Source organism: Coprococcus sp. AM97-35 (genome assembly GCF_027697525.1).
GTDB lineage: Bacteria > Bacillota > Clostridia > Lachnospirales > Lachnospiraceae > Allocoprococcus > Allocoprococcus comes.
The window spans coordinates 21,500-35,703 of sequence record NZ_JAQESL010000027.1 but is presented as its reverse complement, the minus strand read 5'-3'; the positions used below and the strand labels follow the sequence as shown (position 1 = coordinate 35,703).

The 14,204-nt window shown below is 39.6% G+C and carries 15 protein-coding genes; 8 read left to right on the top strand and 7 right to left on the bottom strand.

The window, feature by feature from the left end; genetic code table 11:
* The first annotated feature begins 121 nt into the window (after positions 1-121).
* Entirely contained in the window at positions 122-1,081 is a 960-nt protein-coding gene (locus PG840_RS14150) for a DHH family phosphoesterase (protein WP_270206028.1), read from the top strand.
* Positions 1,082-1,139: 58 nt separating this feature from the next.
* Here PG840_RS14150 and PG840_RS17040 read toward each other — a convergent pair whose 3' ends face one another.
* The 3 genes from PG840_RS17040 to PG840_RS14140 are packed head-to-tail and all read right to left on the bottom strand — an operon-like array spanning position 1,140 to position 3,007.
* A complete protein-coding gene (locus tag PG840_RS17040) occupies positions 1,140-1,772 on the bottom strand; it encodes an ABC-2 transporter permease (RefSeq protein ID WP_117824669.1) in 633 nt (210 codons plus the stop codon).
* Between the two features lie 2 nt (positions 1,773-1,774).
* Positions 1,775-2,632 (bottom strand): ABC transporter ATP-binding protein, encoded by an 858-nt coding sequence (locus PG840_RS14145; protein ID WP_117824668.1) that lies wholly within the window; start codon positions 2,630-2,632, stop codon positions 1,775-1,777.
* A 3-nt stretch (positions 2,633-2,635) separates the two neighbouring features.
* Positions 2,636-3,007, bottom strand: a complete 372-nt coding sequence (locus PG840_RS14140) for a GntR family transcriptional regulator (protein ID WP_008368544.1) — start codon at positions 3,005-3,007, stop codon at positions 2,636-2,638.
* A 335-nt stretch (positions 3,008-3,342) separates the two neighbouring features.
* On the opposite strand from PG840_RS14140, the gene PG840_RS14135 reads away from it, so the two are divergent.
* Together PG840_RS14135 and PG840_RS14130 are read left to right on the top strand one after the other, a co-directional pair.
* On the top strand, positions 3,343-3,597 hold the full coding sequence (locus tag PG840_RS14135; RefSeq protein ID WP_330414263.1) for an HI0074 family nucleotidyltransferase substrate-binding subunit: 255 nt from the start codon (positions 3,343-3,345) through the stop codon (positions 3,595-3,597).
* A 16-nt stretch (positions 3,598-3,613) separates the two neighbouring features.
* Positions 3,614-4,183 carry a GNAT family N-acetyltransferase gene (locus PG840_RS14130; RefSeq protein WP_117559152.1) on the top strand — a complete coding sequence of 190 codons (570 nt, stop codon included), beginning with the start codon at positions 3,614-3,616 and terminating at the stop codon, positions 4,181-4,183.
* 63 nt (positions 4,184-4,246) lie between these two features.
* On the opposite strand, the gene citX is transcribed toward PG840_RS14130, so the two are convergent.
* Together citX and citC are read right to left on the bottom strand one after the other, a co-directional pair.
* Positions 4,247-4,741 (bottom strand): citrate lyase holo-[acyl-carrier protein] synthase, encoded by a 495-nt coding sequence (gene citX / locus PG840_RS14125; protein WP_270206027.1) that lies wholly within the window; start codon positions 4,739-4,741, stop codon positions 4,247-4,249.
* Positions 4,742-4,752: 11 nt separating this feature from the next.
* Positions 4,753-5,823 carry a [citrate (pro-3S)-lyase] ligase gene (citC, locus tag PG840_RS14120; protein ID WP_117824665.1) on the bottom strand — a complete coding sequence of 357 codons (1,071 nt, stop codon included), beginning with the start codon at positions 5,821-5,823 and terminating at the stop codon, positions 4,753-4,755.
* 251 nt (positions 5,824-6,074) lie between these two features.
* On the opposite strand from citC, the gene PG840_RS14115 reads away from it, so the two are divergent.
* Complete coding sequence (locus tag PG840_RS14115) at positions 6,075-6,827, top strand: DUF4866 domain-containing protein (RefSeq protein ID WP_270206025.1); 753 nt, start codon at positions 6,075-6,077, stop codon at positions 6,825-6,827.
* A 56-nt stretch (positions 6,828-6,883) separates the two neighbouring features.
* Here PG840_RS14115 and PG840_RS14110 read toward each other — a convergent pair whose 3' ends face one another.
* The gene (locus PG840_RS14110) at positions 6,884-8,215 is read right to left on the bottom strand and encodes a threonine/serine ThrE exporter family protein (RefSeq protein WP_270206024.1); all 1,332 of its coding nucleotides are present in this window, start codon (positions 8,213-8,215) and stop codon (positions 6,884-6,886) included.
* Positions 8,216-8,613: 398 nt separating this feature from the next.
* Between PG840_RS14110 and PG840_RS14105 the strand changes: the two genes are divergently transcribed.
* Together PG840_RS14105 and PG840_RS14100 are read left to right on the top strand one after the other, a co-directional pair.
* Entirely contained in the window at positions 8,614-9,486 is an 873-nt protein-coding gene (locus tag PG840_RS14105) for a phosphoribosylaminoimidazolesuccinocarboxamide synthase (RefSeq protein WP_117559144.1), read from the top strand.
* Positions 9,487-9,603: 117 nt separating this feature from the next.
* Positions 9,604-11,619, top strand: coding sequence for a beta-galactosidase (locus PG840_RS14100; RefSeq protein WP_117824662.1), 2,016 nt, complete (start codon positions 9,604-9,606; stop codon positions 11,617-11,619).
* A 314-nt stretch (positions 11,620-11,933) separates the two neighbouring features.
* Here the strand turns inward: PG840_RS14100 and PG840_RS14095 are convergent, their stop codons facing one another.
* On the bottom strand, positions 11,934-12,197 hold the full coding sequence (locus PG840_RS14095; RefSeq protein WP_055158192.1) for a hypothetical protein: 264 nt from the start codon (positions 12,195-12,197) through the stop codon (positions 11,934-11,936).
* 229 nt (positions 12,198-12,426) lie between these two features.
* On the opposite strand from PG840_RS14095, the gene PG840_RS14090 reads away from it, so the two are divergent.
* Positions 12,427-13,263: a glucosaminidase domain-containing protein gene (locus tag PG840_RS14090; RefSeq protein WP_055249355.1), complete on the top strand. Its 837-nt coding sequence runs from the start codon at positions 12,427-12,429 to the stop codon at positions 13,261-13,263.
* 162 nt (positions 13,264-13,425) lie between these two features.
* Positions 13,426-14,133 (top strand): GTP pyrophosphokinase, encoded by a 708-nt coding sequence (locus tag PG840_RS14085; RefSeq protein WP_022220501.1) that lies wholly within the window; start codon positions 13,426-13,428, stop codon positions 14,131-14,133.
* The last annotated feature ends 71 nt before the right edge of the window (positions 14,134-14,204 follow it).

Here is a 14,204-nt window from a genome sequence, read left to right as displayed (position 1 = left end):
CTGTAGACCGTAAGGGTTTGCAGTTTTTTTATTACATATATTACATAGGAAATTATTTACCTTTAAGGAAAAATGTGGTAATATGCTGAAAGAATGAGAGTAATTTAAGAGGCATGAGCAAATGGGTTTTTTAAATCAGCTATTAAAGTACAAAAATATATGTATTCAATGTCATAACAGTCCAGATGCAGATGCACTGGCTGCGGCATATGGGGTGTATACATATTTAAAACTACAGGATACCAATGTGTCAATTATTTACAGTGGAGATTATGAAATCCAAAAAAAAGATCTTTTGTACATGATTGATATCTGTGAGATTCCGGTAGAATACGTAAAAGAGTTACCAAAGACAGATCTTCTACTGCTGGTTGATGGGCAATATGGAAGAGGAAATGTATATCGTTTTGAAGCGGATAATATAGCAATGATTGATCATCATATGCCTTCCATGAAAAAAACAGAAAATGCTTTTATTGACTATTCTTATCAAAGCTGTTCTACAATTGTCTGGGAACTTTTGAAAGAAGAAGGATATGATGTAAAGGCGAATGAAAAGTTAAGTATTGCATTTTTATATGGATTGTATACAGATACTTCTTCCTATGTAGATTTGTACAAGAAGCATGACATTGCGATGCGCGATGAGTTAAGCAAAGATTATCCGGAACTGGAACGGTTAAAAAAATCATCCATGAGTCTGGAGGACCTCATGATTGCAGGAGAAGCTTTGTACCATGCATATTTTGATAAAGAGAAGCAATATCTTTTGATCAGTGCAATGCATTGTGAGCAATCAGTGCTTGGAATCATTGGTGATATGGCAATAAAGGTTGATGTTGCCAAAGTTAGCATTGCATATACGGATATTGACAGTGGATATCAGGTTTCAATAAGAAGCGCGGATCGGGAGTATCTTGCAAATGAAGTGGCAGAAAAGCTCTGCGATGGAATCGGAAGCGGTGGTGGCCATATAGATAAAGCCGGCGGTGTGATTTCAAGAGATTGTATCTGCGAAAGTTATGCAGGATGGGAAATTGCAGACATTATCAAAGAGAGAATGGAAAAAATCATGAAATAAAAAAGAAACAGTGGTTTACAAAAAAGGAAGTAAACCGCTGTTTCTTTCTATAATGATGTTAGAATTCCCTGTTCTGATAGAATTTTATGGATAGAATCCAGGAAATTATATACAGTAATAAACCTATGAAAAAAAGAATCAAAATATAGTCACTTCGGAAAGGGAAATGTGCAAGTCCGAGAGGCAAATTTTTTATGACAGATTGCAACGAACCAAGCAATGCGAAAAATAAAATAAATCCAATATAATAAGCAAACCGACCTTTCTCAGCACCTAGTTTGAAGGTAAACGGAAACATAAAGGCAGGTGGCAGTAATCCGGTTATAAAGATAATTGTAAAAATAGTAAGAAGACCGGAAATATGAAAGTTGTGTCTTATAATCATGTTGATTGTTTGCACTACTTCAACAATGATGGCAGAAAGTGTAAGGGTACATACTGTTAAAATATATTTGGAGGATACAATTTCTTTCCGGCTACAGGGAAAGGTACAGGCATAGAGACTCCAATTTGATTTTTCATCGTAAGAAAGCAGGTTTACCGGGATAATACTGGAAATTGTAATAGGATATAATGCAAAAAACAGATTGTTATTCCATGCTCCGGCAAAGGAAAATACAATAATCAGAATAAAAAATAAACGACAATATTTTATCATCAGATAAAGATCTTTACGAAGTAATCCTTTCATATTCAGTGAACCCCCTTTATCATAAAAATAAACAAATCTTCTATACTGATCGGATGTACCTTAAATCCTTTCGGAATCTGATCTCGAAGAACTACTGCTTCTACATTGTAAGAAGAGTATTTGACTCCGATGACCGCAGATTGATCGAGTTCCTGAAGCTGTTCCTTTGTACATTGAATGATACCGTATTTTTCCAGAAGCCGGTCTTTTTCTTCGAAAAGAACAAGGTTACCTTTATGAAGAAAGGCAACATAATCACAAATTTTCTCCAGATCACTTACAATATGGGAAGAAATTAAAATTGCATGAGATTCATCTCTGGTAAAATCATTGAAAATATCAAGGATTTCATCGCGCATTACAGGATCAAGACCGCTTGTTGCTTCATCAAGGATCAGAAGTTTAGGATGATGAGAGAGAGCAACTGCAATTCCAAGTTTCATCTTCATTCCTTTTGAAAACTTACCAAATTCTTTTTTATTTGGAAGGTTAAATTTTTGGAGATATTGGTCGTATAGAGAAGGATCCCAGTTGTGGAAAATATCCTTCATAATGCGTCCAATCTGTAAAGGAGTCAGGCATTCCTGAAAACCAACTTCATCTAATACAACGCCAATTTCTTCTTTCAAGATAGTAGTAGCAGAAGTGCAGTCTCTTCCCAAAATTCGAATCGAACCGCTGTCTTTTTTTATGATATCCAGAATTAGTTTAATGGTGGTAGTTTTTCCGGCACCATTTTCACCGATGAGTCCTAAGATACATCCACTGGGAAGAGTGAGATTTAGATGATTCAGGGAAAATCCAGGATAGTTCTTATTCAAATCGTTTATTTCTAAAGCATTTGTTTCAAATGTGGTCATAAGCTATTCCTCCATCATGAAATGAAGCATCTCAGTAAGTTCCTGTTCGCTTAGATTACAGGAAGCTGCAAGATGTACTATTTTTTCCATGTAGTCTTCAATTTTTTTCAGATTTGTTTCACGCAAAAGATCCGTATTAAGTGGAGCAACGAAACAGCCCTTTGCTGCAATCGTGTAAATAAAACCTTCTTTTTCCAGTTCATCGTAAGCCCGCTTGGTTGTTACGACACTGATTCGTAGATCTTTGGCAAGGCTTCGAATGGAAGGAAGAGCTTCGTCAGATGGCAATGTTCCACTTATAATTTGCGATTTGAGTTGTGTAAAAATCTGTTCATAGATGGGTGCACCACTTTTGTTATCTATGAATATATTCACGTTTTCACCTCGCTTAAAATGTTATAACTGTATATATACAGTATATACAGTTAGCGAAGGTGTGTCAAGAGAAACAATCCTGCTTGTATAGAAATTTGATTCATGGTATGATAATTTTTATAGATTAAACGGAATTACCAGTCGAATAATATCTGGAGAAATCAATGTATGAAGAGTAGGAGAATAAATATAATGATTTCTCTGATTAAAGTTATGGTAGTGGGAGGAAGGAAAAATGCAGACTTTTGCGAATACAGGAATAAAAACGGAAGTTATAGACGAAATTATTTCATTTGCAAAAAAACATGATATACATTGTGTAGCAGTCATGGAAGATGATGAAAGAAATATTGGAGATACATGGATTTGCAGAAGGAGCAACAGATTCTCCGAAAATGATTCTCAAAACAGTATATAAAGCAGGTATGATAAAGGATGAAGAACTATGGTTATCTGCATTACAAGAAAGAAATAATGTAATACATTCTTATAACCGAAAGATTGCAATGGGGATTATTACGCAGGCAAAACAGAAGTTTTATAAAATGTTCTGTGAATTAAAAGAAGAAATTGACAGGAATTGGATATAGTAGTCAAGAGCATAAAATGAATACAAATGAAATCAAGATCCGTCCGGCAACCGAAGCGGACGCAGCAGAAATTTTAAGTATCTATGCACCATATATAACGGACACAGCAATTACATTTGAATATGATGTTCCGACACTGGAAGAGTTTACCGGACGGATTCGTCACACACTGAAAAAATATCCGTATCTGGTGGCAGTAAGAGACAGCGAGATTATCGGTTATGCATATGCAGGAGCTTTTTATGGACGGGCTGCATATGACTGGTCGGCAGAAACTACGATTTATGTAAAGAAGGGTTGCAGGCACGGTGGTGTTGGAAAACTGCTTTATCAGGCACTTGAAACTGCACTGAAAGCACAGAATATCATCAATCTATATGCATGCATTGGATATCCGGAAGAAGACGATGAATATCTGACAAAGAACAGCAAGCAGTTTCATGAACATCTGGGATACCGTTTGATCGGAGAATTCCGGAAGTGTGGTTATAAATTTGGGCGTTGGTACCATATGGTCTGGATGGAGAAGATGATAGGAGAACATCCGGAGAAACCGGAGCAGGTAAAGAGATTTTCAGAAATATAGTGATGGAAATTAAAAAACGGGAGAATGCTGTTTGAAAATGCATTCTCCCGTTTCTCAATATTGTTATGAGAGCATCTCTTCGATCTTTGCCTGCATTTCAGCGACGGTATGCTTTCGTGACCGGGCACATTCCTGTGCCTGACAGCCGCAGATCAAACATTTGCGGTAGACGCCGCGGGAGAGTTTTTCTCCGTCTGTTCCAATCACATCCATATCAAAAAGACGTCCGAAGGGATGGGTTTCTTCGATTTTTGTTGTTAGTTCTTTAATTCTATCTGCCGGATAGTCGACTGTAAGAATAATTTCATTTCCAGTCTTCTCATCAAACTCAGTTTGGGTAAGAATCGGAATGTTCTCTTTTTGTAATACAGCAAAAAGTGCTTCCTTTCCGGAAAGGAATGCTTTTTTGATCTGTTCATTCGTCTTTATAGGTCCCGGAATATTCATGCAGAATGAAATCACTGGGCAATGATATCTTTGAATATATTCATTTTGTATATTAACGCGGCGCTCGCGGCAGGCGAGCATGTCGGTTAATACTACTTCCTGTCCTTTCATAGCAGATCCTCCTAATAATGAATAACATTTTCTTGTTGTCTGATCCGTTCGATTACAGGAATTGCTTCCGGACTTTTGAAATAATCCAGTGTGGTTTGCGGTACCAGCTTCGAAAGGGTATCATAGTCACCATTTTGCAGGGCAAGACGTACATTGGAAGCGCTGATCGGTGTATCCTCACAGGTCTTTCTTGGGACAACGATACATTCGATGCCCTGTTCCGGTAATTTTTCAGACATGATCCGGTTATAGATTCCGGTAACCAGGCTAGTAGGCTCTTCCCCTACGTAACGGCGAGTGATACTGAGCACCTTTGCAATCTGCGTAAATACCGTCAGGTCCAGCATGGCGTGGCTTTCAATCACTGCATTCTCATCTTTCTGGAAATAGCTTGGAAAAGTAGCATTGCTGATAATATATGGACCACTGTCGTGATAACAGATGTTTTTCAAGTGTGCTGTTCCTTTCATGACGAGTTGTTTTCTGATCTTGAATGGAACCAGGCTGGCATCTTCACTGACAATGAAGAGATGAAGCAGATCATTTTCAGCAGCCGCTTTTTCTACAAGATACTGGTGTCCGAGGGTAAACGGGTTGGCGTTCATGACGAGAGCAGCAATCTTTCTGGTGGGAGTCTCAGCAGTCAATTCTTCTGGAAGTGCATCTTTTGCAAAAGTACGCAGATAATTCTGAAATCCGGTTTTTCGGTTTTCCATGAAGACAATCTGTCCATCGATCCGGGCAATTTCATAGAATCCAAGATCACCGAAGAACTTGGCAGAATTACATTTGGTGTAAAGAAAAAGGTGTGTATTCCCTCTTGAAAACTGAAATTCAATCAGATGAGAGACGATGGAATTCATCAGTCCTTCTCCCTGATGTTCATGGCTTACGGCAAAACATCGTAAGGTGTTGCCAAAACAGCTTCCTGTTGCGATAATGTGCATCTCATCGTCATACATGCCGCAGGTGTAATCCAGGTTGGCATCTCTGCGGATCCCTTCTGAGATAAGGAGCGCGTCCACTTCATCGTTGGCTCGCTTGTCAGAAGGATAGATTTGAGAAATGTAATAATCTGACATAGATAAATTCCTTTCTGCACAGTAGCTCAAAATATTTGATGAAATTATTTTAACATGTGTATAGAAAATGTAAAGAGGAGCATGGATTCAAGAAAGAAATCAGGCATTATTCTTAAAAAAATACAAATTGGATTTATGTCATATTGATATGATCACAATATGAATTATGTAATTTACTAATAACCAGGATAACCCTATAATATAGTCGGATAAAAAATAATCGTATGATTTATAGTAAAGGAAGGATAGATATGGCAACCATTTTTCCAAGAGAAGAAAAAGCCGAGATGTTATTTGACAAGATTCTTGCAAACCCGGAGGCATGCAGGCGACTGAAAAGAACTTTTTACGATGCCATTGATTCCGGAGATGAGTTTGTGACAGAGAATCTTCCCGCAAAGCAGTTCACCGCTGCATTATTCGATGCATATGAAAATAAAGATCTGACTGCATTTCTCATGGCTGTGTGCCAAAACAGTATGTTCGATCTTTTAAGAAATGCTTTTCTGATACCGTTTAAATTTAATGCGGATGGACAGACAAATCCTATTTTTTTGACAGATGAAGAGGGAAAGCTTCTGGAAAATCTTCCGATTCATGTAAAGGAAAAAGAATATGAAAAATTTCGAAAAGTTTATCAGAAGCGTGATAAAGTAAAAATGTATCTGGCACATGGATATAAGAAAAGGCATTGTTATGATTCAGAAACAATGGAAACACAGGAATATAAGATGGGAGAGCATGACGGAGTACTTCTGATCTATGAACTTCCGGATACCGTAAAAGAAAAAAAGACGGAGGCTGAAGCTTATGCAGCTGTGTGGGATATTATGATGGAACTTCAAAAGGAACTGCCAAATTCTGTGGTATATTACGGACAGGATTTCTTGCAGGAAGAAGGAAAAAGATTTGATGAAATGGGGGTTTTCCTTCCGCTGGAACACTTTTCTGACAGACTGGAAAGGCATATAGAAAAAGCGGATCAAATTGTATATGATAAATAAAAAGATGCATCTGGTTGAAAAAAGATCAGATGCATCTTTTTATTTAAAATTCTTTTTTACGTGCAATAACGGAATGTCTTGTCCGTCAGAATTCTTGCAAAGATAAGTCCAAGAGGCAAGGCAAGAATGATAAGTATTGCAGCTGCAAACCAGGATGCAGAGGTTTGCAGAGACATCACTCCAAGATTATAGATTGCCCGGTAAAGATACAGTCCCGGTACCATGATGACAATAGAAGGTACAGTCAGAGAAATTCTCGGGTAACCGATTTTGCTTTTTAATACAGAAGCCAGAATTCCGGCAGTCAGGGCACCGATAAAAGCTGCGGCTGCAGGAGGCAGGGAGGCCAAGTCTACCAGTTCAAGACGGAGTGTATTGGCAATTGCTCCAATGATACCGGCTGTGGCAGAGAGTTCTTTAGGACTGTTGAACATAACAGAAAAGCCGAACACCCCGCAGAAGCTGGCGAGAAGCCGGAATAGTATATGTTGCCAGAGTGTGAGAGAAAGAGGTGGGAAATCACTTGGCTTTAAATGAAGGATAAGTGCCATGATCCAGGCGGTCAAGGTTGCGACAAGAATGATGATCATTGCGTAAGCAAGTCGTTCCAGGCCGGATCGCATATCCAGTTTTGCAAGGTCGATTCCGCTGGTGATAAATGGAAAACCGGGAATGATGAAAAGCATAGAGCATATATATCCGGCTTCATGAGCAAGAGAAATGCCGAACAACAGTTCAGTTGTTTTTAAAAGTGTAGCATAGATAAGGCAGGCAGCAGCAACAGAGACAGTAATGCCTAAGAATAATGTGAAATGATGCTTAGTCAGTTTACATCTTACAAAGTTGCCGATACCGGCACCGAAAAAAGCAAGAAGCATTTCTACCGGTCCGCCACCAAGGAGAAAGGTAAATGCCCCACAGGCAAATGCTGCGGCAAATCCGAGTGCAACTGGAGAGTAAAGGCCATGGATCCGTTCAATCTCATCCAGATAAGAATGAATCTGTTCACCGGAAAGATATTTTTCCTTTGTTGGGAAATCGTTGATGAAGTTTTCCAGTCGGTTCAATTTCGAAGTATTAACACCGGTATTGGTCAGACACAGCGACTGTGAAAAACAGTTTTCACCGTCAAAACAGGTGTATTCAATGGACATCAGACCGATGTCGGCGGTACAGGTGATTCCCAGTTCTCTGGAAAGGGTATTCATGGAGCTTCGAACACGCCATGCTCCGGTTCCACAGGAAAGAAGCATCATGCCACATCTACCGACAACGGAGGCTTTTTCAATTAGTCCGGCCTTTGTGATAGGAATGGTATCTTCTTTATTCAGTGCATAATCATGCCATAGAATGTCCATATGATTTTTTTCTATTATGCCTTGCTGCATAAATTTCACTTCCTTTTGCTATACCAATAATACATGAACAATATATTAAATATGTATTATTGATATTGATTTATCATAATAAAGTATAATCATCGAAATGCAAAAGTCAATAGAAGAGTTGAGAAATCCTGAAAAAGGATACGGATATGCCAATGTGGATTTAAAAACATGACCGAGACAATGTGCATAAAATGAGAAACCATTTTTTGTCTAATGTGTATAAGAAAAAGTATGTAGAAAATACCGGCAGTTTTTAAAGTAATAAATGATAATAAAAAATGCTAATAAGCAAGAAAGCCTGTTTTTCTTGACACTCATTATGTTAGGTGTTACGGTTATTGAGAGTTAAGAAAACTCCGTTTATTTATTAAGAAAATGAATCAATGAGGTGTAAGAACATGCAGGAATTAAAACCGATCAAAGAAGGTAAAGTACGTGAGATTTATGACAATGGCGACAGCCTGATCATGGTTGCAACAGACCGTATCAGCTGCTTTGACGTAATTCTTAACAATGAAGTGACTAAGAAAGGTACTGTTCTGACACAGATGTCAAAATTCTGGTTTGATATGACAGAAGATATTCTTCCGAACCATATGATTTCTGTAGATACAAAAGAGATGCCGGAATTCTTCCAACAGGAGAAATATGAAGGGAAATCCATGATGTGTAAAAAGCTCAACATGCTTCCGATCGAATGTATCGTTCGTGGTTATATCACAGGAAGCGGCTGGAAGAGCTATCAGGAAAATGGCACAGTATGTGGAATTAAACTTCCGGAAGGATTAAAAGAATCTGACAAACTGCCAGAACCGATTTATACACCATCTACAAAAGCTGAGATCGGTGATCATGATGAAAATATCTCTTATGAACAGAGTGTAGATCACCTGGAAAAATATTTTCCGGGAAGAGGAAAAGAATTAGCTGAAAAGCTTCGTGATAACACCATTGCTCTTTACAAAAAATGTGCAGAATATGCACTCAGCAAAGGAATTATCATTGCAGATACCAAATTTGAATTTGGTCTTGATGAAGAAGGCAATATGGTGATCGGTGATGAGATGCTGACACCGGACAGTTCAAGATTCTGGCCGGCGGACGGATATGAACCGGGACACGGACAGCCGTCTTTTGACAAACAGTTTGCACGTGACTGGCTTACAGCTAATCCAGATAACAACTGGACACTTCCACAGGAAATCGTGGACAAAACAATTGAAAAATATCTGCAGGCATATGAGATGCTTACTGGAGAAAAACTTGCATAATTATTGCATTTCATATTATAAGAATAAAAATACAAAAGGATCGGCTTTTAATTGCCGGTCCTTTTATTAACTGCTATTATAGTAATAGGAAAATATCAATGAGAAAGGAAGAAGCTTATGAAACGACCATTTAAGAGGATTTTATACGGCGGAGATTATAACCCGAACCAGTGGGGAAAAGAGGTCTGGAAAGAAGATATGCGCATTTTCAAAGATGCCCGTATCAATAGTGCAACGATTAATGTATTTTCATGGGCAAAGATCCAGCCATCGGAAGATACTTACAATTTTACAGAACTGGATGAAGTGATTGCTATGCTCAGCCAGGAGAATTACGATATCGTGCTTGCTACATCAACAGCAGCGCTGCCGGCATGGATGGTAAAGCGTTATCCGGAGGTCGCAAGGACTGATTATGAGGGAAGACATCACAAATTCGGACAGCGTCATAATGCTTGCCCGAATTCCCTTGTGTTTCAGAAGTTTGCATCCCGTCTGGCCGGAAAGCTTGCCGAGCGTTACGGGAACAATCCACATGTAACCTGCTGGCATATCAGCAATGAGTATGGTGGAGAATGCTACTGCGAAAATTGTGAGAAAGCTTTCCGAGTCTGGCTGCGTGAAAAATATCAGACACTGGATGAACTGAACAAAGCATGGAATACCGAATTCTGGGGACATACGATTTATGACTGGGATGAAGTAGTACTTCCAGATGCTCTTGGTGACGGGATTGAAGATGCGGCAGAACCGCATATGACAGCTTTTGCCGGACTATCGATTGATTATTGTCGCTTTAATTCAGACGGAATGCTGAATAACTTCAAGATGGAAAAAGAAGCAATCCGTAAATTTGACAAAGAGACACCGATCACTACAAATATGATGGGAACCTTTAAAGGACTTGATTATTTCAAATGGGCAAAGGAAATGGATGTGATCTCCTGGGATAATTATCCTTCTTATAATACACCATGGAGTCTGGTCGCAATGAAGCATGATTTGATGCGTGGACTCAAAGATCAGCCGTTTATGCTGATGGAACAGACACCGAGCCAACAGAACTGGCAGCCATATAACTCACTTAAACGTCCGGGTCAGATGCGCGCGCAGAGCTATCAGACCATGGCGCACGGTGCGGATACAATCCAGTTCTTTCAGTTGCGCCGAAGTGTAGGCGGATGTGAGAAGTTCCACGGAGCAGTCATTGCTCATGCCGGAACGGAAAATACAAGAGTGTTCCGCGAAGTGAAACAGTTAGGTGAAGAATTGGAAAAACTGAGTAATGTGATTCCGGGAACTGTTAATGAAGCAGAGGTCGGTGTAATCTTTGACTGGGATAACTATTGGGCATTGGAATACACAAGTGGACCATCCATTAGTCTCAAATATGTGGATCAGATCCATCGGTATTACCGCTATTTCTATGATCATAATATGGGGGTTACAATGATTCCGGTAGATGCAGATTTTTCTAAATATAAGATGATCGTAGCACCGGTTCTTTATATGGTAAAACCGGGGATGAAGGAAGCACTGGAGAAATATGTAAAAAATGGCGGTATTCTGGTGACGACTTATATGAGTGGTATCGTTGGTGAGTCGGACAATGTATATCTGGGCGGATATCCGGGACCATTAAAAGAGATGGCCGGTATCTGGGTAGAAGAAATTGATGCTCTTGCGCCGGAACAGTATAATATAGTAACTTTTAAGGACGGAAGCCAGAGTAAATGTAAGATCGTCTGTGATCTGATGCATCTGGAAGGTGCGGAGGCACTGGGCGAATATGCCGAAGATTTCTATGCAGGCATGCCGGCAGTGACCAGACATGATTATGGAAAAGGAAAATTATATTATATTGGAAGCTGTATGGAAGTTGTTGGAACAGATAAGATTCTTTCTATGGCAGCAGAAGATGCCAGGGTAAATCCGGTTGCAGAAAATGGTAACGGACTGGAGATTGTAAAACGTAACGGAGAAGAGAAGAGTTTCTACTTTGTGATGAACTTTAAGGATGAAGATCTGAAAATTCCGGAAGAATTTGCAGGAAAGATGGATCTATTAAGTGGAAATGCTGTAGAAAAGGGAGAAATGCTTCCGAAGTTTGGGGTGAAGATTCTAGAAGAATAAAAAATTTGAGAGAAATATAAAAAGAAACAGGAAGTTCAGACAGATGCAAAAGCAAAGCTGTCTGGGATTTCTGTTTCTTTTTATTTAACAGGAAGATGTCAGGAGAGATGCTGTTTGGATTGTACAAAAATAAAAACATAGTTTTCATACTTGACATATATGTTATAAGACGATATAATTCAAAACAACAAAAACCTATTAAATAGATATGTAAATAAGGAAAAGAAATATCTTTCCAGTGGAATTTATTCGGATGAAACGAAGAGATAGAAGAAGAGAGGATTTTTCATGCGGCTGAAAAATTCTCTCTTTTTCTATTCTTCAATTACCTGGATTTCCAGAAAATCAAAATCAATTGAATCCACAAAACTGTCCTGATAGAATCTCGCTTTGGAATGCCGCTTGAATTCGTTGATATTCACATCCAGCCAGATCGGTTTGCTGAGATCAAATTCATAGCAAATCTCATCCAGAGCATTGAAAATCTTGTGGGTTCTTGTATCGTCGCTGTCATCACAGATGGTGGTGTCTTTGATCATATGATTGTCTTTAAATTCTTTTCCCCATAAGCGGAACATGGTAAAATCCTCCTTATAATAAATATGAAAAATGCCGGTCAGGCGAAGAATGTTTTTGTATCAAGTGATTTTCAGTATAGCGGATTTAGGGGAGAAAGTAAAGGAGACAGATTTTATTCTATGATTCTCTGATATGATGTGCTATATTGATACTAAAGTTTATGAAAGAAAGAGAATCATTCTCAATAACATGGAATAGGATAGAGAAAAAAGACAGGGAATCAGAAAAATGTCTGGAATAAAACGAGAAACTATAATCCGGGTTATACTGGGAATCTGTATGATATTTGTATCGATTGGTATGATATATGGTAAGTCCAAAGCCGGGAACGCAGATGAAAAAGGCAGAACCTATATAGAAGAATCAGAAAAAACTGCAAAGCAGAAGAACACAGAGAAAAGCAGGAAAGACAGCACGGAATCAACAAAGGCAGACAGCACAATTAAAGCCCAGATGACAGAAGCGCAGCAACTATCAGACACCGAAGCAAAAGGCATTGCCGAGGCTGAAGCGGTAGAAGCATCCATCCAGCCGGGACAGTATCCGGTGATGGGGATCAGCAGTATCCGCGCCTGGCAATTGGTAAATTATTTTAAAGCGTATGGAAGCACTTATCCGGCAGAAGTTTTGACGCAGGGAGGTGCACCGGATATTGAGACATTTGCACAGATGTATTATGAAGAAGCCACGGCAGAAGGCGTCCGTCCGGAGGTTGCATTTGCACAGGCGATGAAGGAGACAGGCTGGCTGCAGTATGGTGGAGATATGCAGATCACCCAGTATAATTTTGCCGGGATCGGGACGACGGGAGGAGGCGTACCCGGGAATTCCTACCCGGATGTCAGAACCGGGATCCGGGCACAGATCCAGCATCTGAAAGCTTATGCGACAGACGAAGCACTTGTCAAGGAATGTGTAGATGACCGTTACTCTTACGTGACAAAGGGGAGCGCACCGTATGTAGAGTGGCTGGGGCAGAAAGAAAATCCGGAAGGGTATGGCTGGGCAACGGGTGAACGTTATGGATACGACATTGTAGAAATGATTCATGCAATGCGAAAATAAAAGAAATGTGTCAGATTGAGATTATCTAATTTATTAAAATACTATGAAGCTTGCCCGGGCTGTATAGATTTCAAAGAGAAAAAATGGTATACTGATTTTACTTTCGGGACGAAAAAGGGAGATAGATTCCGGAGGGAAGTATACATAAAAAGGGGAGATTACATGCAGTCAGCAATGAAGTATTACGATGACGTAGACAGCTGGAAGACCGTCATGTTTCTTTACAATTCCGCATTGAAAGAAGTAGGGACGAAGCTGGAGATACTGAACGATGAATTTCAACATGTACACAGATATAATCCGATCGAGCATATCAAGACCAGGATCAAATCCGCAGAAAGTATTGTGAAAAAGCTGAAGCGGTACGGATATGAGACAAGTATTGAGAATATGGTACGCTATGTCAATGATATCGCAGGAGTCCGTCTGATCTGTTCGTTTACATCCGATATTTACCGGCTTGCGGAGATGATCGGGAATCAGAGTGACTTAAAGGTTCTGTCGATCAAAGACTATATCAAGAATCCGAAGGAAAGTGGATACAAGAGCTACCACATGCTGGTGTCCGTTCCGATCTTTCTGTCGGACAGTGTGGTGGATACGAAGGTCGAGATCCAGATCAGGACAATTGCGATGGATTTCTGGGCGAGTCTGGAGCATAAGATTTATTACAAGTTTGAAGGACAGGCACCGGAGTATATCAGCCGGGAACTAAAGGAATGTGCGGATATGGTATCGGCACTGGATGACAAGATGCTGTCACTGAATGAAGCAATTCTGGAATGTCTGAAAGAAGGCGGTGAGAAGCCGGTTCCGGAGAAAACAGAAGAAGTGGATGCGGAGATCATAGAGAATCCTATGATCCGATAAAGAAACACAAGAAAGTAATTATAAGAAAGCAGGAGCAGTCAATTGATTGTTGAGGAGTATACTCAACGTTA